The sequence below is a fragment of the Nguyenibacter sp. L1 genome, assembly GCF_035199985.1.
In the GTDB taxonomy this organism is placed as follows: domain Bacteria; phylum Pseudomonadota; class Alphaproteobacteria; order Acetobacterales; family Acetobacteraceae; genus Gluconacetobacter; species Gluconacetobacter vanlangensis.
On the sequence record NZ_CP127015.1, the window covers coordinates 3331755 to 3351109 of the forward strand.

Here is a 19355-nt window from a genome sequence, read left to right on the forward strand (position 1 = left end):
CTGGGATGAGGGATCAGGACGCGGGCGGCAGCAGCCGGCGCAGGCGGGCGGCGATCTCGCCCGCGTCGGCGTCGACCGGGAACAGCGAGACCAGCCGGTTGTCCCCGTCCATCAGATACAGCACCGAGCTGTGATCCATCAGGTAGCCGTCCGGCGCCCGGGCGTCCGGATGGCGGCGCGCCATGGCGCGGAATTCCACCAGCATATGGTCGATATCCGCCGCATTGCCGGTCAGGCCCACGATCCGGGGCGAAAAGGCGGCGACGTAGCGGTGCAGCGCCGCCGGCGTGTCACGCTGCGGATCGACCGAGACGAACAGGGGCACGATGTCGTCCTGCCGGGGCCCCAGCCGGGCCAGGGCCGCGGTCACGGTGGACAGGGTCAGCGGACAGACATCGACGCAGTGGGTATAGCCGAAATAGACCAGCGTGTAGCGGCCGTGGAACGAATCCTGCGACACGATGCGGCCCTGGTCGTTCACCAGCACGTAATCGCCGCCGATCCGGGGCGGCGTGCCGGCGCCGATCGCGGCGCGGTATAGCGCGGCGGCGCCCAGCAGGCATATTCCGGCCAGCGCGACCGCCAGCCCGGCCCGCCTGTCCCGCGATCCGTTCCGCCTCTTGCTCTTCTGCCTGTCCTGCCGCCGTGTCATGGCCCGATTATAGGCGCCTGGCCGCCCGGAGCCCAATAGCGGGGCCGGCGGTCAGCGCAGAAAGACCTTCGGCACGCCCTCGCTGTTCAGGCAGGACATCACGATCACGCCGCTCCACAGCAGCAGCGACAGGCCGGCGGCGGCGCGCGCGCGCAGCATGCCGGCCGGGCCGCCGCCCAGCGCCGGCATATAGACCCGGCGGTGGCAGAAGGCGGCCAGCGCCAGCGCCAGCGCGATCAGCAGCAGCTTGGGCGTCAGATAGCCCCGGCTGCCGATATGCACCGGGTCGTAGAAGAACAGCGCCACGCCGCTGAGCATCGCCACGGCGAACAGCGTGTGCAGCCAGGGCACGATCAGCCGGGTGATCGCGGCCAGCGCGGCATGGCCGTTGCGGCGGAACAAAGCGGCGCCGAAGATCATGTCGATGCCGAAGAAGCCCGACATGCTGATGATGTGAACGATCCGGACCAGGTAGTGAACCGGCTGCATCCAGTAATGGTACATCCGGCTGTCGAGTGCGATCAGCACGGCATAGGGCAGGCGCATGAACGCGAAAGGATGGGACATCATGGGTTTCCGCAGCGGCGAACGCGTCACCGCATAGCACGTCAAGTTGACAGTGCGAACCAGTCGCATTAGCAGCGAAGCACGATTCTGCTGGATCCGCCCATGCGTGCCGCGCCTTTCTTCCGTCCGCGCCTCTCTCTCGCCCCGGCGCGCCGCGCCCGCGGCCCGATGGCCGCCATGCGCCTGATCCTGGCGGCGGGCGCGGCGAGCATGGTCCTGTCCCCGGCCGCCGCCCTGGCGCAGGACCCGGTGCATCTGGTGGTGAAGAACCATCATTTCAGCCCGGACCATGTGACCGTCCCGGCCGGCCAGCGCTTTCTGATGACGCTGACCAACCAGGATGACACGGTGGACGAATTCGAGAGCTATGACATGAAGTTCGAGAAGATCGTCGTGCAGGGTGGCACGATCACCGTCCATGCCGGGCCGCTGCATCCCGGCACCTATAAATTCTTCGACGATTATCATCCCGACCTGGCCACGGGCACGGTGACCGCGGACGGCGCAGGGCAGGAAGGAACGCACTGAGATGCTGGGCAGTCTGCTGATCGTCTTTCGCGAGGTGATGGAAGCCGGGCTGATCGTCGGCATCGTGCTGGCCGCCACGCGCGGCATTGCCGGGCGCGGCCTGTGGGTCGCGGGCGGGATCGGGGCCGGGGTGCTGGGGGCGGCGATCGTCGCGCTGTTCGCCGGGGCGCTGTCGCAGGCGCTGTCGGGCAACGGGCAGGACGTGTTTTCGGCGGCGATCCTGTGCCTGGCGGTCGTCATGCTGGGCTGGCACACGGTGTGGATGGCCCGGCATGGACGCGAACTGGCGCGGGACATGCGGGACATGGGCGACGCGGTGGCCAGCGGGGCGCGTTCGCTGCCCGCTCTGGCCGTGGTGGTGGCCGTCGCCGTGCTGCGCGAGGGGGTGGAGGTCGTGCTGTTCCTGTACGGGATCGCGGTTTCGACCGGGTCGGGCCCGGCAGCCATGCTGGGCGGCGGCCTGCTGGGGGTGGCGGCCGGCGGCGCGCTGTCCTGGGCGCTGTATCGCGGCCTGGTGGTGATCCCGATGCGGCATCTCTTTACCGTCACCGGGCTGCTGGTCGCGGTGCTGGCGGCGGGCATGGCCAGCCAGGCGGCGGCCCTGCTGGCCAATGACGACCTGATCCCGGCCCTGGGCTATGAGATCTGGGACTCGTCCTGGCTGCTGTCCGATGGCAGCATGGCGGGACGCGCGGCCAAGGCGCTGACCGGCTATTCCGACCGTCCCACCGGCGTGCAACTGGTGGCCTGGGCGGTGACGCTGCTGGTGCTGCTGGTGGCCGGCTACCGGGTCGGCCGCCGCCCCGTCCGTGCCGATGCGTAACCTGATCAGGAAGAAAAAAACGATGATGGTCCGGAATCTTGCCGCCTTCCTGCTCGCCGTGCCGCTGGGGGGCGTGCTGAGGGCCGCGCCCGCGCTGGCGCGGGAATATCCGATCGGCGGCCCGGTCTATGCCCATGACATGGAGATCGCCGCCAATTACCTGGTGGGGGTCGAGGTCGCGCCGATGATGGCGGGCATGCCGACCGGCCCCGGGTCCATCCATCTGGAAACCGACATCCATGCCACGGCCGACAATGTCTGGGGCTTTCCGGACGGGGCCTGGGTGCCGTACCTGACGATCACCTACAGGCTGACCCGCGCCGGCAGCCCGTGGACGGCAACGGGCACGCTGCACGCCATGACCGCCAAGGACGGCCCGCATTACGCGGACAATGTTCGCATGGACGGGCCGGGGACCTATACGGTGGAATTCCGTTATGGCGCGCCCGAGGCGAACGGTTTCATGCACCATGTGGACAAGGAGACGGGCACGCCGGGCTTTTGGACCCCGTTCAGCGAATCCTTCACCTTCGCCTATCCGCAGAAATAAATTCGGGCAGGACACCTGGGGGTGTCGGACGATGGCCCTGTGATGAACGATTCCGGCCGAGGCGCCGATATGCCCCCCGGTTTTTCGGATGATTTTCGCGACGCGCTGGATCGGCTGTTCGTCTGGCGGCGCGACGTGCGGCATTTCCGGACCGATCCGGTGGACCCGGCGATGCTGGACCGGCTGCTGGCGACCGCCTGCCTGGCGCCCTCGGTCGGGCTGAGCGAGCCGTGGCGCTTCGTGCGGGTCGAGGCGCCGGCGCGCCGGGCGGCGGTCCGGGCGGATTTCGCCCGCTGCAACGCGGACGCGCTGGCCGCCCGGACGGGGGCGGAGGCCGCGCGCTATGCGGCGCTGAAGCTCGCGGGCCTGGATCGCGCGCCCCATCATGTCGCGGTATTCTGCGACGCCGATCCCGCCCAGGGGCGCGGGCTGGGGCGCCGGACCATGCCCCAGACCACGACCTGGTCGGCGGTGATGGCCATCCATACATTCTGGCTGGCCGCCACCGCCGCGGGGCTGGGGGTGGGCTGGGTGTCGATCCTGGATCCCGCCCGCGTCGCCGCCATCCTGGAGGCCGAGCCGGGCTGGAATTTCCTGGCCTATCTGTGCGTCGGCCATCCTGAAACGCCGGCGGATTCCCCCGAGCTGGAACGCCAGGGGTGGGAGCGGCGCAACCCCGCCCGCCGGGCCTGGATCATGCGCTGAGGCGCCGGCCGCCATGTTCGGTCCCCGGCCCGTATTCCGCCGGGACGACGGAAAACAGCCGCGCGGCGCCCTGCGGCGGCGGCGGGTCCAGCAGGCGGGGCGTGCGTCCCGCGGCCAGTCCGCCGAGCAGGCGCAGCGGCCCGCCATGCGTCATGACGCCGGCCGGCCGGCCCGCATGCAGCATGTCCGTCCAGAACGCGCCGACGCGCCGGCGCAGCGCATGGCCGCTCTCGCCGCCGGGCGGGGCGAACCCTTCGGGATCGGCGGCCCAGGCATCCAGCGCGGCCCGGTCGATCCGCGCCCAGGCCAGGCCCTCCCACGTGCCGAAATCCAGTTCCGCCAGGCGGGGATCGACATGCAGCGCCAGCCCGGCCCGTTCGGCGACGCGCCGGGCCGGCAGGTGGCAGCGCACGGCCGGCGCGGTGTACAGCACGCGCAGGCCCGCCCCGCGCGCCAGCACCGCCAGCCCGTCGGCGCGGGCCTCCCATCCCGGGCGGGGCGGCAGGTCCAGCCGCCCGTAGCAGGTACCGGGCGCGACCTGCACCGGCGGGTGGCGCACCAGCAGGATGGGCAGCGCCGGGTGCATGCCGGCTGCCGGGTCGTCGGGGGGATGTGGGGTCATCGGCGCTTTCTTCACCTCGCGTCTGCGCAGGACGCCGTCGGCCGCGATCCTGCCAGCCGGCCCGGTGGCCGTCAAAGCGGATTTCGGCGGCCATCCGGCCTGGGCGGCGGCGCGCCATTTTCCTGACAGGCGGATTTCTTGACAGGCGGGGCGCAGCTTCTATGAAGGGCGCGATGGTTCCGTCGCGCGCGGATGAAAAGGCGTGCGAGGATTAAAAGGGAACGCAGTGCGGGCCGGCCGGTCCAATCCTGCGGCTGCCCCCGCAACTGTAAGCGGCATGTTCACGCATCGCCGGGCGTTCGGGCCCGGGGCCACTGGGGTTCTCGTCTCCGGGAAGGCCATGCGGAACGTCTTGCCGCAAGCCAGGAGACCTGCCGTCAGCACTGATTGCGACCGGGAACCGTCGGGCGGGGTGATCCGACGGGCGAGCTGGGGATCCGTTCCGGGTGAAGGGCGGGCCCGTCTCGTCTCGTGGCAATCGCGCATGGTCACGAGAACGAAACTTGATGCACGATTTTCGACAGGTCCTGTCCCGCTCGACCTTCTTTGCCTCCGCCCTGTCCGCCGGGATGTTCGCCGGCTGGAACGGCGCGCTGGCGCAGGCGCCCGATGCGGCGGAGGAGAAGGCCGCGGCGCGGCCCGGCGCGCCGGTTGCGGCCCCGATTTCGGCCCCGATTTCGGCATCGGCCCCGGCATCGGCTCCGGCCCATGCCGCCATGGGCGCGCAGCATGTCCGGGTGGCGCTGGGCGGGGACCAGTTGCCGGAATCCGTCACCGTCAGCGCCGCCCGCCGCCCCGTCCGCATCGATGAGATCGGCACCAGCGTCAGCGTCATTACCGAAGCGGATATCGCGCTGCGCCAGCGTCGCACCCTGCCCGACCTGCTGCTGCAGGAGCCGGGGCTGAACCTGGTCCAGACCGGCGGGCCGGGGGGCACGACCTCGATCTTCATGCGCGGCACCAATGCCAACGAAGTGAAGGTGCGGCTGGACGGCATGGACATCAACGACCCCAGCAATCCGAACGGCGCGTTCGACGCCGCGCAGTTCCTGACCGACGGGATCGGCCGGGTGGAGATCCTGCGCGGTCCGCAAAGCGGCCTGTACGGCGCGGATGCGATGGGCGGGGTCATCGACATCACCTCGATCGCGGGCGAGGGGCCGATGAAGGCCACGCTGCGCGTCGAGGGCGGCAGTTTCGGCACCACCGGCGAGGCGCTGGGACTGCGCGGCAGTCGGCAGCGGTTCCATTATTCGGTCTATCTGACCCACAGCCACGTCTCCAGCGTGCCGGTGACGCCGCCGCGGCTGATTCCGCCGGGGCTGAACGTGCCGGGCAACGGCAACGACAATCGCTCGGCCAATATCCGCCTGGGCTATGACGTGACCGACAATTTCGACCTGGGGCTGACGGCGCACCTGACGCAGGCGACGTACCGCTATGTCGACAGCGACTACAACACCTATCCCCCCGAGCCGACCCAGGGCCGCAGCACCCAGAACCTGAACGAGGCCGTGGTGCGCGGCACGGCGCATCTGCGCTCGTTCGGCGGGCGGTTCGATCAGATTCTCGGCGTGGGCTACACGGCCTATCGCAGCCGAGACCTGACGGTGGACGAACCGGTGGGGCCGGACGGCGGCAATCCCAGCTTCTATCGCGGCGAACGGGTGAAGATCGACTGGCACGGCACCGCCGACCTGGGCCGCGCAGGCAGTTTGCTGGTGGGGGCCGAACATATCCACGAGGCCATCCTGAACAGCCCGATCTCGGCGCATACCGATACCAATGCCGGCTATGGCCAGTATCAGGGCCAGTGGCGCAAGATCCTGTACGGCGCGGCGAACATCCGGTACGATTCCAATTCGCGCTACGGCAATTACGTGACGTGGCGCGCGGCGCCCGCCATCCATGTGCCCGGCACCGGCACGATCATCAAGGCCAGCGCCGGGTCGGGCTATCACGGTCCGTCGCTGAGCCAGTTGTTCGTCAGCTATCCGGCCTATTTCTTTTTGGCCAATCCGAACCTGAAGGCCGAGCGGCTGCTGGGCTATGACGCCGGCATCGAACAGCGCCTGCTGCGCGGGCGGCTGACGATGGGCGCGACCTGGTATCAGAGCAAGGTCGACAACCTGATCACCACCGGGCTGTCCGGCTATGACTATACCTATGTCAATGTCGCGCGGGCCCGTCTGCACGGGGTGGAATCCTTCATCGGCTGGAAGGCGCTGGACACGCTGGACCTGATGCTGAACTATACTTGGACGGTCGCGAAAAATGCCGATACCGGCCAGGAATTGCAGCGCCGGCCGGAACACAAGATCAGCTTCAGCCCCGTCTGGCGCGCCACGCGCGACCTGACGGTCTCGGGCAGCCTGGTGTTCCTGAGCCATTGGCGCGACGTCGATCGCTACGGCATGCAAAGCGATGTCCGCGCCCCCGGCTACGTCACCATCGACATCGCCGCGCGCTATCGCGTCAACCGCCACCTGTCGGTATTCGCGCGGGCCGACAATCTGCTGAACCGGCAATATGAAAATCCGATCGGCTATCTCCAGCCCGGCCGGGCCGGCTATGGCGGCGTGACGCTGGCCTACTGACATGCGCCTGCCCGCCCGCGCCCTGCTTGCCTCGGTAATGGCCGCCCTGCTGCTGGGGATTCCGGCCATGGCGCGCGCGGGGGCGGCGGCGCGGCATCGGATCGTCTCGCTGAACCTGTGCACCGACCAGATGCTGCTGCTGCTGGTCCCGCCGCAGGACATCGCCGGCCTGTCGCCGCTGGCGCGCGATTGCGCCTATTCGATGTTGTGCGATGCGGCGCGGGCGGTGCCGACGATCCGCCCGACGGCCGAGGCCGTGGTGGCGGCCCGGCCCGACCTGGTGGTCGGCGGAAACTATACGGCGATGACCGCCCTGCTGGCGGCGCGCCAGGCCGGCCTGACGGTGGTGCAGTTCGCGCCGGCCGAGCGGCTGGCGGACATACCGGGCCAGTTCCGCGCGCTGGCCGAGGCGGCCGGCGTGCCCGAACGGGGCGCCGCCCTGGCCGGCGCGTTCGAACGGCGCCTGGCCGCCCGGCCGATCGCCCGGGCGGCCGCGCCCGGGGGCGGCGACCCGGTCGCCGCGCTCTATGCCGCCAACGGCTTCGTGACGGGTACGGGGACATTGGCCGACGATATGCTGGCCCATGCGGGGTTCCGCAACTTTGCCGCCACCATGGGGCATCGTCATGCGGCCTATCTGCCGATCGAGGATCTGATCGCCCGGCCGCCCGACCTGCTGGTGCTGATCCGTTCGGAGACCGGCACCTCGCTGGCGCAGGACCTGCTGGACCATCCGGCGCTGCGCGCGGCCTTTCCCGGCGCGCATCGCCTGTCGCTGCCCGGCCGGCTGTGGCTGTGCGGGCTGCCGCAGACGCTGGATACGCTGGACCGGCTGGCGCAGGCCCGCCAGGCCCTGGAGCATTTCGCCCCGGAGCACGTCGCCCCGGAAGACTCCGATCCGGCGCAGGAGGCCGGCCGATGATCGATCGCCGCGACCTGCCCTTGCTGGGCGCCCTGGCCGGCGCCGTCCTGGCGCTGCTGCTGCTGTCGCTGGCCTGGGGGGATAGCCGCATCGCCTTCCTGCCGGCGCTGCGCGACCTGCTGGCGGGGCGGCACAGCGCCGGCGCGGTGATCCTGGGCGAGCTGCGCCTGCCGCGGGCCCTGCTGGCGGCGTCGGTCGGCGGCACGCTGGGCCTGTCCGGCGCGGTGCTGCAGGGCTATCTGCGCAATCCGCTGGCCGATCCGGGCATATTGGGGGTATCGGGCGGCGCGGCCCTGGGGTCGGTCCTGGTCTTCTATACCGGGCTGACGGCGGTGTCGGTGCTGATGCTGCCGCTGGGCGGGCTGGCCGGGGCGCTGCTGGCGGTGCTGCTGCTGATGGGCCTGGTGGGGCAGGGCGGGGCGCTGGTCCTGCTGCTGGCCGGGGCCGCGCTGAGCAGCTTCGCCGCCGCGCTGACGGCGCTGGCGCTGAACCTGATGCCCAGCCCCTATGCGTCGTTCGAGATCATGCGCTGGGTCATGGGGTCGCTGACCGACCGGACCTTCACCCATGTATGGGTCAGCCTGCCCGGGATCATCGCCGGCTGGATCCTGATGCTGACGACCGCGCGGGCACTGGATGCGCTGGCGCTGGGCGACGAGGTGGCGGAAAGCCTGGGCTTTCGCCTGCGCGGCGCGCGCGGGGTGCAGGCGCGGGTGATCCTGGGCGCGGCGCTGGCGGTCGGATCGTCGGTCGCGGTCAGCGGGGCGATCGGCTTCGTCGGGCTGATCATCCCGCATCTGCTGCGGCCGTTGACCGGGCACCAGCCCGCGCGGCTGCTGCTGCCGGCCGCGCTGGGCGGGGCGTTGCTGCTGCTGGTCTCGGACGCGGCGGTGCGGCTGCTGTCGGGCGGCACGGAATTGCAGATCGGCGTGGTCACCGCGCTGATGGGCGCGCCGGTCTTCTTCCACCGGGTGGTCGCCATGCGCCGGGGCCTGTCATGAACGGCCTGCCCAGGGATAGCTTGGCCAGGGATGGTTTGCCCAGGGATGGTTTGCCCAGGGATGGCCTGCCCGGGGATGGCTTACATGTGCGTGGCGCCACCCTGTCCCTGGCGGGGCGGACGATCCTGGACGATGCGGCGGCGCGGCTGGCGCCGGGCGAGGTGCTGGGGCTGATCGGCCCGAACGGCGCGGGCAAGAGCACCTTGCTGCGCGTCATGGCCGGCATGCAGCGGCCGGATGCGGGGGGCGCCGTGCTGGATGGGCGCGACCTGGCGGCGGCGGCGGCCGGATGGCGGGCCCGGCACTTGTCCTTCCTGCCGCAGGAGGACGTGGCGCCGCCGCCGATGCGGGTCGAGGACCTGGTCGCGCTGGGCCGCCTGCCGCACCGGGCCCATCCGGAACGGGCCCGCGACCGGGAGGCGATCGCCCGCGCGCTGCGCGAGACGGACCTGCTGGACCTGCGCGCGCGGCCCGGCAGCATGCTGTCGGGGGGCGAGCGGGCGCGGATGCGCCTGGCGCGCGCCCTGGCGGTCGAAGCCGCCTATCTGCTGGCCGACGAGCCGGTCGCGGCCCTGGACCCGGCGCACGCGCTGAACGTCATGGCGTCGTTCCGGCGGCTGGCGGCGGGGGGGACGGGGGTGGCGGTGGTGCTGCACGACCTGGCGCTGGCGGCGCGCTTCTGCGACCGGGTGATGCTGATGCAGGCCGGGCGCGTCGTGGCGGACGGCGTGCCGCAGGACGTCCTGACCGACATGGCCATGCAGGCGGTCTATGGCGTCGCGGTCCGGCGCATCGGCCAGGCGGTCATCCCCTGGTCGCTGACGGAGTGAGGGCGCGCAACACGGGGCGGCTCGCGCCCTGCCGCCGATTTCATGAAAGATACACAAAAGTAATGGACGGTTCCGGGTAGAAGAAGCCCGTCTTTCATCTGGGTGTGCTGTCCGCGATGAACGTGATTCTGAACGACCGGCTTGCGTCGGCCAGTTACCGGACCGTCTTCCTTTCCGACGTCCACCTGGGCACGCGCGATTGCCGCGCGGATCTTCTGTCGGAATTCCTGGGCGGCATGACGTGCGAACGTCTCTATCTGGTCGGCGACATCATCGACGGATGGAAGCTGAAACGCTCCTGGTTCTGGAACAGTCATCACGACGACGTGGTGAACCAGATCCTGCGCATGGGCCGCAAGGGGACCGAGATCGTCTATATCCCCGGCAATCACGACGAGATCCTGCGCCGCTGGCTGCCGCATCAATTGGAGGTCGCGGGCATCCGCCTGTGCGAAACGGCCGAGCACGTGACCGCGGCGGGCAGGAAATTCCTGGTCCTGCACGGCGACGAGTTCGACAGCGTCGTGCGCTATGCCCCGTTCCTGGCGATGCTGGGCGACCGGGCCTATACGGCGGCGCTGATCGTCAATCGCTGGTTCAATCTGGTGCGCCGCCGGCTGGGCCTGCCCTATCGCTCGCTGTCGAAATGGCTGAAGCGGCAGGTCAAGGGCGCGGTCATGGCCATCGACCGGTTCGAGACCGCCGTCGCGGACGAGGCACGGCGCCGCGGGATGGACGGCGTGATCTGCGGCCATATCCACCACGCCATCATCAAGGACCTGGACGGCGTGCTGTACATGAACGACGGCGACTGGGTCGAAAGCTGCACCGCGCTGGTCGAGCATCATGACGGCAGCATGGAATTGCTGGACATGACCGATGTGCGCCGCCGCCTGCCGGCGAACGCATCGCGCCTGGCGTCGCTGCTGTTTCCGGCCGGCGCCTGAATGACGCTGTCTGCCGCGGTTCTGGATCGTGCCGGGCCCGTATCGGTGGATCATGTATCGGCGGATCATGCATTGGCGGACCATGCCTTGCGCCTGCTTGTGATCACCGATGCCTGGTATCCCCAGGTCAACGGCGTGGTGCGCACCGTGTCGCGCCTGGCGGACGAATTGCGCGCGATGGGGGTGACCGTGTCGGTCATCGGTCCGCACCTGTTCCGGACCATTCCCTGTCCGACCTATCCGGAAATCCGGCTGAGCGTGCTGCCCTATCGCCGGTTGCGCCGGCTGATCGGGGCGTTTGGTCCCGACGCGATCCATATCGTGACCGAGGGGCCGCTGGGGCTGGCCGCGCGGCGATGGGCGATCCGCAACGGGCGATGCTTCACCTCGTCGTTCCATACGCGGTTCCCCGAATATATCCGGGCGCGGAGCGGGCTGCCGACCCGCGTGCCCTATGGGTTCCTGCGCTGGTTCCACGGCGCCGCGGCGCTGACCCTGGTGCCGACGCCCAGCATGCTGGGCGAGTTGAGCGATCGCGGCTTCCGCCATCTGGAATGCTGGACGCGGGGTGTGGACATCGACCGGTTCAGCCCCGACTCGGCCGGCCATGACTGGCAGGCGCTGTACGGCGTTCCGGGGCCGTACATGCTCTATGTCGGCCGGGTGGCGATCGAGAAGAACCTGACCGCGTTCCTCGACCTGGACCTGCCCGGCACCAAGATCGTGGTCGGTGACGGGCCCGACCGCGCGGACCTCGCCGCGCGCTATCCCGGCGTCGTCTTTACCGGTTACAAGGAAGGCGCCGACCTGGCGGCGTCCTATGCCGCCAGCGACGTGTTCGTGTTTCCCAGCCTGACCGACACGTTCGGGCTGGTGATCCTGGAGGCCCTGTCCTGTGGCCTGCCGGTCGCGGCCTTCGACGTGACCGGACCGCGCGACATCCTGCCGCGGGGCGTGTCCCCGCTCGGCGCGATCGGGCCGGATTTGCGGGCCGGCATCCTGGCCGCCCTGAACGGCGACCGGGCGGCCTGCCGGGCCTATGCCGCGCGCTTCAGTTGGAATGCCTGCGCGCGGATGTTCCTGGACGCCGTCGTCCGGGCGCAGGGGGTGAGCGTGCCGCGTTGATGGTGCCGGATTCAGATCCGGGTGTCGTACAGTCCCTTGTGCGGCGAGACATGCAGGATATAGCTGTGCGGCGGCGGAGCGGCGGCCCGGGGCCGGTCGCCGAGAGTCCAGTCGCGGATGGAATGGCTGAGTTCCAGCTCGTCATGCGGTTCCCATTCGACGGCGAAGACATGTCGCCGCCAGGACAGCGAGGCCGCGATCTGCGTGGGGGCGTGGGCATAATGCAGGGCGAGCCGATCCTGGCGGGCGATCTGCCCGCCGGCGGCGACCAGCATGGCCACCCCGGCCGCCACGGTCGCGACATGGCCGACATGGCGGAACAGGCGTTCGTGCAGATAGGGCAGGATCCGGCGCATCAGCAGGGATGACAGGATGGCGGCGGCGGCCACCGCGGCGCCGGCGGCCAATCCCCGCGCGTCCAGCAGGCCGAACGCGCCGTACAGGGCCAGTTTGAGCAGGTGCAGCATGATCTCGTTGGCCGCCCGGGTCGCGACGATTTCCTCCTTGCGCAGGCCCAGCCGGTAATAGAACCCGTTGAAGAGCAGTCCGACCGCACCGGTGAAGCCCGACAGGAAGCCCGCCGCCGCCCCGATGGCCGACAGCCAGGCCTGGTGCGGCGTCCCGCCATCCGCACCCTTGTCGTTCACCATATGGGGCGTCCTGCGAAAGAGCAGCGGCACATTGCCCACCAGGAACAATCCCAGCAGCAGGTTCAGATAGACCGGGTCCATGCGGCTGAGCGCCCAGGCGCCCAGCATGGCGAAGGGCAGGGCGGTGGGGGCGAAATGCCGCACCACGTCCCAGCGCACCGCGCGCCGGAACGCGGCGATGCGGGCCAGCGAACTGGCGGCGGTGCCAATCGACAGGGCGGCCGGCACCTGCGCGGCCGGAACGGCCAGGCCCAGCAGCGGCATCAGGATCAGTCCGGCCCCGCCCCCCGAGACCGCGCTGAGGCCGAAGGCGAGGGTCGAGACAGCAAAGATCAGGCTCCATAGCAGCATCGGCGTCCGGGCTCCCGCGGGCGGGCCCGCTGCGCCGGGCCGCGCGGGCAGGATGCCGGATTCCGGCAGAGCCTGTCAGCTTACATTCTCCCAATCGTCCATTCCGGCGTATCCGGCGACGTTCTTTAACGGGCGACGATTCTTAAAAGGCCCCAATCTTTTCCCGGCAGCCCTTACGGGCGGGGGGCGGCGGCCGCTATTGTGCCGCGCCCCCATGACGGACGAGCCATGACGGACGAACCATGACGGACGACCAACCGCCCCCGCGCCTGCTGCTGGTCGAGGACGATCCCGATACGGCCGCCTATGTCTGCGACGGCCTGGCGCAGGACGGGATCGCCGTCACCTGTGCGGCCAACGGCACCGACGGGCTGTCACTGATCTTTTCGCGCGAATGGGACATCATCGTGCTGGACCGGATGTTGCCGGGCATGGACGGGATGGCCGTCCTGGTCCGCCTGCGCGAGGCCGGGATCCGCACGCCCGTGCTGTTCCTGACCACCATGGACGGCGTCGCCAGCCGGGTCGGCGGCCTGCGCGGCGGGGCGGACGATTATCTGGTCAAGCCGTTCGCGGTCCGGGAACTGGCCGCCCGGGTGGCCGTGCTGCTGCGGCGAGCGGGGCCGGCGCGGCATGTCACCACCCTCAGGATGGCGGGAATCACGCTGGACCTGCTGACCCGCGAGGTCACGCGCTATGGCGACAGGCTGCATCTGCAGCCGCAGGAGGTGAAGATTCTCGAATATTTCATGCGCAACCCGGGAACGGTCCTGTCGCGACAGATGCTGCTGCTTTATGCCTGGAACGTGGATTTCCCCGTGCGTACCAATATCGTCGAAACCCATATCAGCCGCCTGCGCGACAAGCTGGGTCACGACGGACGGCAACTGATCCAGACGGTCCGCGGTGTCGGCTATATCCTGAGGGACGTGGATCTTGACCATTCCCGTGGCGGTTAGGGGGGCGGTTAGGGGAGCGGTTAGGGGAGCGGTTAGGGGCAGGCTGGACGCGCTCTATCGCATCACCTCCAGCCTGTCCTTCCGGATCGTGCTGCTGTTCGCCGGCTTTCTGATGCTGTCGGGCGCGCTGGCGATCCTGCTGTCGGGGCTGCAGAGCCAGCATTCGCTGGAAAAACAGATCCGCCGGGCCGTCCGGGCCGAGCGGACCGAGGTCATCTCGGCCGCCGGAGGGATGGACCTGGCGCATTTCCGGCCGGTGGTCCAGAACCTGGTCCGCCATGAGCCGGATTTCTTCTATCTGCTGGAAGACGGCGCCAACCGGGTGCTGGCCGGCAACATGCTGCATCTGCGCCCCCAGCCGGGCAGCCGCTGGCTGTCGCGGGCGCACCGCCAGCTTTATGGCGAACCGGAAAGCGCGATCTACGGCGAGGGCGTGCTGCTGAATGACGGCGGCTATTTCTTCGTCGGGTTGAATGCACGCTCCCTGACCGAATTGCGGCACGATTTCTGGATCATCGTGGGATGGAGCCTGGTGGGGTTCTCGGTGCTGGGGGTGGGCGGCGGGATGATCCTCAGCACCATCATCCTCGGCCGGATCGAGACGATCAGCGTGACCGCGCGCCGGATCATGAGCGGGGACATGGCGCAGCGGATTCCCTATCAGGGCGCGGATGACGAATTCGACCACCTGGCGCACAGCCTCAATGCCATGCTCGAGCGCAACGAGCGCCTGATCTCCAGCCTGCAGCAGGTGTCCAACGACATCGCCCACGACATGCGCCGTCCGCTGTCGCGTCTGCGCCGGCGGCTGGAGGCCGCCGCCCTGGCCGAGCGCCTGCCCGATGCGGCCCGCGACACGATCGAGGACGCGCTGGGCGACCTGGACGCCGCGCTGGAGACCTTTTCCTCGCTGCTGCGCCTGTCGCAGATCGAGGCGGAGATTTCGACCGGCACCTGCGCCCGGGTCAGCCTGGACGACCTGACCCGCCGGATCACGGACCTCTATGGCCCGGTGGCCGAGGACCGGGGGCAGGTCCTGATCGTGCCCGGGCCGGTGCCCGGCACCGTCGCCGGCGATCCGGTCCTGCTGATGCAGATGCTGTCCAACCTGGTGGAAAACGCCATCAACCACACGCCCGCCGGCAGCCGGATTTCCCTCGACGGACGGCTGGCGGACGGCAGGATCCTGCTGGTGGTGGCCGATGACGGGCCGGGCATTCCGCCCGACGCCCGCGAGCGCGTCTTTCAGCGGTTCGTCCGGCTGGATGCCAGCCGCTCGGTGCCCGGCAGCGGGCTGGGGCTGAGCCTGGTGCGGGCGATCGTGCGGCTGCATGGCGGGACGATCAGCCTGTCGGACAATCGTCCCGGCCTGCGCTGCACGATCATCCTGCCCGATGACGCTGCGGCCGGCGACTCGCCGCGCAGCCCGGCGGCCTGACCGAGGCGACACGGCGAAGAGCGGACGAGGAATCCGATCCAAATATCTGATTTTATGGGAAAATGGTGCCGACACTCGGAATTGAACCGAGGACCTACTGATTACGAATCAGTTGCTCTACCCCTGAGCTATGTCGGCACGACGCGTGCGCTATATCCGACCTCTGGCATGCCCGCAATATGTTGAATGACTATCTCCGTCACGAAATTGAATTATAGTGCGGCATGTGATGAGCGAGACGATCTCTGCCCGGGCTTCCCGTTTTCGCCGTGCGGCCGGCTGGCCGCAGCGGCCGGCGGCCATGCGGCATGTCTGGACGATCGGCGGGCTGGTCGAGTGCCGGGGCTGCGGGATGTTCCAGCGCATGCCCGCGCTGCAGCCGGGCCAACTGGCCGCATGTGCCCGCTGCGGGCAGACGCTGGAATGGCGGCGGCGGACCTCGCCGCTGCAGACGCCCCTGGCCTTCTGCATCAGTTCCTGCGCGCTGTACCTGGCGGCGCTGGCGTCCTCGCTGATGACATTGGACGTCTATGGGCGCGAGCGCACGGTCGACCTGGTGACCGGCCCGATGGAATTGCTGCATGAGGGATGGGGCGAGGCCGGGATCCTGGTCGGGCTGGTGACGGTGATCGCCCCGGCCGTCGTCATCGGCATGATGTTCGCCATCCTGTATGCGGCCAGCCGCCGCGCCCTGCCCGACTGGGCCCCCCATCTGCTGGTATGGTACGAGAAGCTGCGTCCCTGGTCGATGATCGAGGTCTATGTCCTGGGGATCTTCGTGGCCTATACCAAGCTGACCGACCTGGCCCATGTCGATGTGGGGCCCGCCGTCTATCTGATCTCGGCGCTGATGCTGACCATGGCGGCCACCGACTCCACCCTGGATACCGAACTGATCTGGCGCCATCGCCGCGTCGATTCCGTGACCCGGATGGAGGATGGGCGCCGGGTGCATGTGCGCTTCGCCCATATCGACACGATCGCCATGCCGCCGCCCAGCCATCTGGTGGCCTGCCAATCCTGCGGCCTGGTGGGCGAGCTGAACGAACCGGTCAGCAACCTGCGCTGCGTCGGGGTCTGTCCGCGTTGCGACCATCGGGTCTGGCGGCGGGCGCCCGAGACGCTGGCGCGCACCACCGCGTTCCTGATCGCGGCGATCGTCTTCTATGTCCCGGCCAACCTCTATCCCGTCATGACCTTCTTCAAGATCGGCGGGGGCGGCAGCCATACGATCATCGAGGGGGCGATCGAACTGTGGCAGGACGGCATGGTGCCGCTGTCGCTGCTGGTGTTCTTCGCCAGCATCGCGGTGCCGATGCTCAAGATCGTCAGTCTGAGCTGGATGGTGGTCTGCACCTGGCGCGGCTCGTCCTTCGCCCTGGTGCAGCGGACGCGCCTGTTCCACCTGGTTGACATTATCGGCCGCTGGTCGATGATCGACGTGTTCATGGTCTCGATCCTGGTGGCGGTGGTGCGGTTCAATTCATTGGCCAACGTCACGGCGAATGCCGGCATGGTGTCTTTCGCCGCGGTGGTCGTCCTGACCCTGTTCGCGGCATCCAGCTTCGACCCGCGGGTGATGTGGGACGCGGCCGGCCTGAACGGCCCGTCGCCCGACGGCGTGCCGTCCGCCGTCGTGCAGGCGCGTCCCGGCAAGGCCATGGCGGAGGACGGAGCGACAGAGAGCGGAACGATGGAGCCGAAGCAGGCGTGACGGACGACCCCCAAGATTTTCCCGGAGGCCGGCGCCCTGTCCCGCCCCGGGCTTCGGCCCGCAAATACCGTTTTTCGATCGTCTGGCTGGTTCCGGTGGTGGCGCTGGCCATCGCCCTCTATCTGGGCTGGAAGGGGTTCGAGGGGCGCGGGCCGGAAATCACCCTTACCTTCGATACCGGCGACGGGCTGACCGCCGGCCAGACCCAGGTCAAGAACAAGTCCGTGACGCTGGGCACGGTGCAGAATGTGCGCCTGACCCCCGACATGCGCCATGTCGAGGTCCGCGTGCGCATGAGCGCCAATGCCGCGCCGATGCTGACCGACCATGCGCGGTTCTGGGTGGTGCGGCCGCGCCTGAACGGCGCCAGCGTCACCGGGCTGGAGACGCTGCTGTCGGGGGCCTATATCGCGATGGACCCTGGCGAGCCCGGCGGGACCAGCACCACGGACTTCACCGGCCTGGAATCCCCGCCCGGCCTGCGGTCGGACGAGCCGGGCAGCACCTATACGCTGATCACCGGGTCGCTGGGGTCGATCGGTCCGGGCGCGCCGGTCTTCTTCCGCGACGTCGATGTGGGGGAAGTGCTGGGCTATACCATGCCGCCGGGCGGGGTCGGGCCGATCCTGATCCAGCTCTTCATCCGTTCGCCCTATGACAGCTATCTGCGGACCGATACGCGTTTCTGGAACGTCTCGGGCGTGCAGGTCGGGTTCGGGGCCGGAGGGCTGAAGGTCAAGCTGCAATCGATCCAGGCGCTGTTCTCGGGCGGGGTCGCCTTCGGCCTGTCGCCGCAGCGTATCGGGCAATCGGCCCCCGGGGCGCCGCGCGATTCCGTCTTCCGCCTGTACGGCAGCCAGGAAGAGGCCGACAATGCCGGCTATCGCGAGCGGCTGTCGCTGGCGACCTATCTGACCAATTCGGTGTCGGGCCTGGCGGTCGGCGCGCAGGTGACGATGTTCGGCATCCAGGTCGGAACCGTGACCGGCGTGAAGCTGGACCTGGACCAGAAGGCCGGCACCGCCCGGGTGCGCGTCGGCATGGAAATCCAGCCGGAACGCATTCTGGCGGCCGGCGAGATCCACCGTGGCGCCGGGCCTGAACTGGTGCGGGCGCTGGTCGATAACGGGCTGCGGGCTTCGGTCGATACCGCCAGCTTCCTGACCGGCGAGGCGATGATCGACCTGAATTTCGTCAGGAACGCGCCGCCGGCCACCGTCGCGGTCGAGGGCACGGCCCTGGTCATCCCCAGCAAGGCGGGGGGGATGAGCGGCGTCATGGATTCGCTCTCGACCGTCGCGGACAAGATCGCGGCGTTGCCGCTGACGCAGGTGGGCGACAATCTGAACAGCCTGCTGGCCCATTCGGACGCACGGATCAACAGCCCCGAACTCCGCCAGGCGATCGTCGCCCTGCGCGATTCGCTGCGCAGCGTGCAGGGTCTGACCAGCGATGCGCGCAGCGGCATGCATCCGCTGCTGCAGCGCCTGCCGCAGATGAGCGCGCAATTGGATGGCGCGCTGAAGAACGCGAACCTGCTGCTGGCCAGCTATGGCGGCGACACCGATTTCCATCGCGATCTGCAGCAGATGCTGGTGCAACTGGACGAGACCGCGCGCTCGGTGCGGTTTCTGACCGATTTCCTCAATCGCCATCCTTCGGCGCTGATTACGGGACGCTAGTCGATGACGTTGCCTGGCATGTCGCCCGGGTCTTTATCCGGCCCCTTCTCCGGCCGTTCGGCGTCGCGCCGGGGGGTTCTGCAGGCCGGACTCGGCCTGCTGGCCGGCGCGGCGCCGCTGGCGGCCTGTTCGTCCGATCCCGCTTTCTACGCCCTGGCGCCCTGGCCGGGGACGGCCCAGGGGGGCGCGCCGGCGGTGATCGAAATCCGCACCCCCACGGTCGCCCTGTCGCTGGATCGCGACCGGATCGTGCGCAGCGACGAGGCGTACCGGGTGCGCCTGGCCGGCGGCGCGGCCTGGAGCGAGTCGCTGCCGGGCATGATCGCCCATGTCCTGGCCACCGACCTGCAGCAGCGCCTGCCGGGCAGCGCGGTCTTCGCCCAGAACGATGCGGTGGCCACCGTGCCGCAGGCGGTGGTGGAGCTGAGCGTTACCCGCTTTGCCGGCGATTCGCGCGGCTTCGCCGTGCTGGCCGGCAGCCTGGGCGTGCACCGGCCGGGGGCGGGAGGCGCCGCCGGCGCGCTGTCGCTGGCCGGGCCGATTTCCGGATCCGGGACCGGGGCCATGGTGGCGGCGCTGAGCGCCCTGCTGGGGCAGGTCGCGGACCAGGCGGCGGCGCAGTTGCGCGCGCTGCCGGCGGCTTGAGTCCGAGCGGGCGGGCCAAACGAAAAAAGGCGCCTCGCGGCGCCTTT

19 protein-coding genes, 1 tRNA gene and 1 riboswitch are annotated in these 19355 nt (G+C 69.4%); of the genes, 15 read left to right on the forward strand and 5 right to left on the reverse strand.

What is annotated here, in order from left to right; genetic code table 11:
* Nucleotides 1-13: 13 nt before the first annotated feature.
* A complete protein-coding gene (locus QN315_RS14960; protein WP_323990102.1) occupies nt 14-652 on the reverse strand; it encodes an SCO family protein in 639 nt (212 codons plus the stop codon).
* Between the two features lie 51 nt (nt 653-703).
* Nucleotides 704-1222 (reverse strand): hypothetical protein, encoded by a 519-nt coding sequence (locus QN315_RS14965; protein WP_323990103.1) that lies wholly within the window; start codon nt 1220-1222, stop codon nt 704-706.
* Between the two features lie 174 nt (nt 1223-1396).
* Here QN315_RS14965 and QN315_RS14970 point away from each other — a divergent pair, with 174 nt between their 5' ends.
* Genes QN315_RS14970 through bluB form a run of 4 tightly spaced genes read left to right on the forward strand, consistent with a single transcriptional unit; the run spans nt 1397 to nt 3825 of the window.
* Nucleotides 1397-1747 carry a cupredoxin domain-containing protein gene (locus QN315_RS14970; RefSeq protein WP_408904644.1) on the forward strand — a complete coding sequence of 117 codons (351 nt, stop codon included), beginning with the start codon at nt 1397-1399 and terminating at the stop codon, nt 1745-1747.
* Nucleotide 1748: 1 nt separating this feature from the next.
* Entirely contained in the window at nt 1749-2570 is an 822-nt protein-coding gene (locus tag QN315_RS14975; RefSeq protein WP_323990104.1) for an FTR1 family protein, read from the forward strand.
* 22 nt (nt 2571-2592) lie between these two features.
* The gene (locus QN315_RS14980) at nt 2593-3120 is read left to right on the forward strand and encodes an iron transporter (protein WP_323990105.1); all 528 of its coding nucleotides are present in this window, start codon (nt 2593-2595) and stop codon (nt 3118-3120) included.
* Nucleotides 3121-3162: 42 nt separating this feature from the next.
* Nucleotides 3163-3825 (forward strand): 5,6-dimethylbenzimidazole synthase, encoded by a 663-nt coding sequence (gene bluB, locus QN315_RS14985; RefSeq protein WP_323990106.1) that lies wholly within the window; start codon nt 3163-3165, stop codon nt 3823-3825.
* Here bluB and QN315_RS14990 read toward each other — a convergent pair.
* Complete coding sequence (locus QN315_RS14990; RefSeq protein WP_323990108.1) at nt 3815-4447, reverse strand: histidine phosphatase family protein; 633 nt, start codon at nt 4445-4447, stop codon at nt 3815-3817. The two genes, bluB and QN315_RS14990, sit on opposite strands and share 11 nt — an antisense overlap.
* Before the next feature lie 157 nt (nt 4448-4604).
* Nucleotides 4605-4841: riboswitch (cobalamin riboswitch) on the forward strand.
* Between the two features lie 112 nt (nt 4842-4953).
* On the opposite strand from QN315_RS14990, the gene QN315_RS14995 reads away from it, so the two are divergent.
* The 6 genes from QN315_RS14995 (at nt 4954) to QN315_RS15020 (ending at nt 11869) form a co-directional block, all read left to right on the forward strand.
* Nucleotides 4954-7044 carry a TonB-dependent receptor domain-containing protein gene (locus QN315_RS14995; RefSeq protein WP_323993545.1) on the forward strand — a complete coding sequence of 697 codons (2091 nt, stop codon included), beginning with the start codon at nt 4954-4956 and terminating at the stop codon, nt 7042-7044.
* Between the two features lies 1 nt (nt 7045).
* On the forward strand, nt 7046-7966 hold the full coding sequence (locus QN315_RS15000) for an ABC transporter substrate-binding protein (protein WP_323990109.1): 921 nt from the start codon (nt 7046-7048) through the stop codon (nt 7964-7966).
* Nucleotides 7963-8967, forward strand: a complete 1005-nt coding sequence (locus QN315_RS15005) for an iron ABC transporter permease (protein WP_323990111.1) — start codon at nt 7963-7965, stop codon at nt 8965-8967. The genes QN315_RS15000 and QN315_RS15005 overlap by 4 nt, the downstream gene beginning before the upstream one ends.
* Before the next feature lie 86 nt (nt 8968-9053).
* Entirely contained in the window at nt 9054-9797 is a 744-nt protein-coding gene (locus QN315_RS15010) for an ABC transporter ATP-binding protein (RefSeq protein ID WP_323990113.1), read from the forward strand.
* A gap of 116 nt (nt 9798-9913) precedes the next feature.
* Nucleotides 9914-10744, forward strand: a complete 831-nt coding sequence (locus QN315_RS15015) for a UDP-2,3-diacylglucosamine diphosphatase (protein WP_176640748.1) — start codon at nt 9914-9916, stop codon at nt 10742-10744.
* An 87-nt stretch (nt 10745-10831) separates the two neighbouring features.
* Nucleotides 10832-11869 (forward strand): glycosyltransferase family 1 protein, encoded by a 1038-nt coding sequence (locus QN315_RS15020; RefSeq protein ID WP_323990114.1) that lies wholly within the window; start codon nt 10832-10834, stop codon nt 11867-11869.
* Between the two features lie 11 nt (nt 11870-11880).
* Here the strand turns inward: QN315_RS15020 and QN315_RS15025 are convergent, their stop codons facing one another.
* Nucleotides 11881-12870, reverse strand: a complete 990-nt coding sequence (locus tag QN315_RS15025) for a sulfite exporter TauE/SafE family protein (protein ID WP_323990116.1) — start codon at nt 12868-12870, stop codon at nt 11881-11883.
* A 242-nt stretch (nt 12871-13112) separates the two neighbouring features.
* Here QN315_RS15025 and QN315_RS15030 point away from each other — a divergent pair, with 242 nt between their 5' ends.
* Together QN315_RS15030 and QN315_RS15035 are read left to right on the forward strand one after the other, a co-directional pair.
* Complete coding sequence (locus QN315_RS15030; protein WP_323990117.1) at nt 13113-13829, forward strand: response regulator transcription factor; 717 nt, start codon at nt 13113-13115, stop codon at nt 13827-13829.
* On the forward strand, nt 13807-15267 hold the full coding sequence (locus QN315_RS15035; protein WP_323990118.1) for an ATP-binding protein: 1461 nt from the start codon (nt 13807-13809) through the stop codon (nt 15265-15267). Before QN315_RS15030 ends, QN315_RS15035 begins: the two co-directional genes overlap by 23 nt.
* A gap of 63 nt (nt 15268-15330) precedes the next feature.
* On the opposite strand, the gene QN315_RS15040 is transcribed toward QN315_RS15035, so the two are convergent.
* Nucleotides 15331-15405: transfer RNA gene (locus tag QN315_RS15040), tRNA-Thr, on the reverse strand.
* Nucleotides 15406-15496: 91 nt separating this feature from the next.
* Between QN315_RS15040 and QN315_RS15045 the strand changes: the two genes are divergently transcribed.
* The 3 genes from QN315_RS15045 to QN315_RS15055 are packed head-to-tail and all read left to right on the forward strand — an operon-like array spanning nt 15497 to nt 19308.
* The gene (locus tag QN315_RS15045) at nt 15497-16981 is read left to right on the forward strand and encodes a paraquat-inducible protein A (protein WP_176640425.1); all 1485 of its coding nucleotides are present in this window, start codon (nt 15497-15499) and stop codon (nt 16979-16981) included.
* Nucleotides 16978-18663 (forward strand): intermembrane transport protein PqiB, encoded by a 1686-nt coding sequence (locus tag QN315_RS15050; RefSeq protein ID WP_176640426.1) that lies wholly within the window; start codon nt 16978-16980, stop codon nt 18661-18663. The genes QN315_RS15045 and QN315_RS15050 overlap by 4 nt, the downstream gene beginning before the upstream one ends.
* Before the next feature lie 3 nt (nt 18664-18666).
* Nucleotides 18667-19308 (forward strand): PqiC family protein, encoded by a 642-nt coding sequence (locus QN315_RS15055; RefSeq protein ID WP_323990120.1) that lies wholly within the window; start codon nt 18667-18669, stop codon nt 19306-19308.
* The last annotated feature ends 47 nt before the right edge of the window (nt 19309-19355 follow it).

What these genes read in the sequence shown, in the direction of transcription:
- QN315_RS14960 (WP_323990102.1), bottom strand. Translation starts at nt 652, where the DNA reads ATGACACGGCGGCAGGACAGGCAGAAGAGCAAGAGGCGGAACGGATCG.
- QN315_RS14965 (WP_323990103.1), bottom strand. Translation starts at nt 1,222, where the DNA reads ATGATGTCCCATCCTTTCGCGTTCATGCGCCTGCCCTATGCCGTGCTG.
- QN315_RS14970 (WP_408904644.1), top strand. Translation starts at nt 1,397, where the DNA reads ATGCGCCTGATCCTGGCGGCGGGCGCGGCGAGCATGGTCCTGTCCCCG.
- QN315_RS14975 (WP_323990104.1), top strand. Translation starts at nt 1,749, where the DNA reads ATGCTGGGCAGTCTGCTGATCGTCTTTCGCGAGGTGATGGAAGCCGGG.
- QN315_RS14980 (WP_323990105.1), top strand. Translation starts at nt 2,593, where the DNA reads ATGATGGTCCGGAATCTTGCCGCCTTCCTGCTCGCCGTGCCGCTGGGG.
- bluB (WP_323990106.1), top strand. Translation starts at nt 3,163, where the DNA reads ATGAACGATTCCGGCCGAGGCGCCGATATGCCCCCCGGTTTTTCGGAT.
- QN315_RS14990 (WP_323990108.1), bottom strand. Translation starts at nt 4,447, where the DNA reads ATGACCCCACATCCCCCCGACGACCCGGCAGCCGGCATGCACCCGGCG.
- QN315_RS14995 (WP_323993545.1), top strand. Translation starts at nt 4,954, where the DNA reads ATGCACGATTTTCGACAGGTCCTGTCCCGCTCGACCTTCTTTGCCTCC.
- QN315_RS15000 (WP_323990109.1), top strand. Translation starts at nt 7,046, where the DNA reads ATGCGCCTGCCCGCCCGCGCCCTGCTTGCCTCGGTAATGGCCGCCCTG.
- QN315_RS15005 (WP_323990111.1), top strand. Translation starts at nt 7,963, where the DNA reads ATGATCGATCGCCGCGACCTGCCCTTGCTGGGCGCCCTGGCCGGCGCC.
- QN315_RS15015 (WP_176640748.1), top strand. Translation starts at nt 9,914, where the DNA reads ATGAACGTGATTCTGAACGACCGGCTTGCGTCGGCCAGTTACCGGACC.
- QN315_RS15025 (WP_323990116.1), bottom strand. Translation starts at nt 12,870, where the DNA reads ATGCTGCTATGGAGCCTGATCTTTGCTGTCTCGACCCTCGCCTTCGGC.
- QN315_RS15030 (WP_323990117.1), top strand. Translation starts at nt 13,113, where the DNA reads ATGACGGACGACCAACCGCCCCCGCGCCTGCTGCTGGTCGAGGACGAT.
- QN315_RS15045 (WP_176640425.1), top strand. Translation starts at nt 15,497, where the DNA reads ATGAGCGAGACGATCTCTGCCCGGGCTTCCCGTTTTCGCCGTGCGGCC.
- QN315_RS15055 (WP_323990120.1), top strand. Translation starts at nt 18,667, where the DNA reads ATGACGTTGCCTGGCATGTCGCCCGGGTCTTTATCCGGCCCCTTCTCC.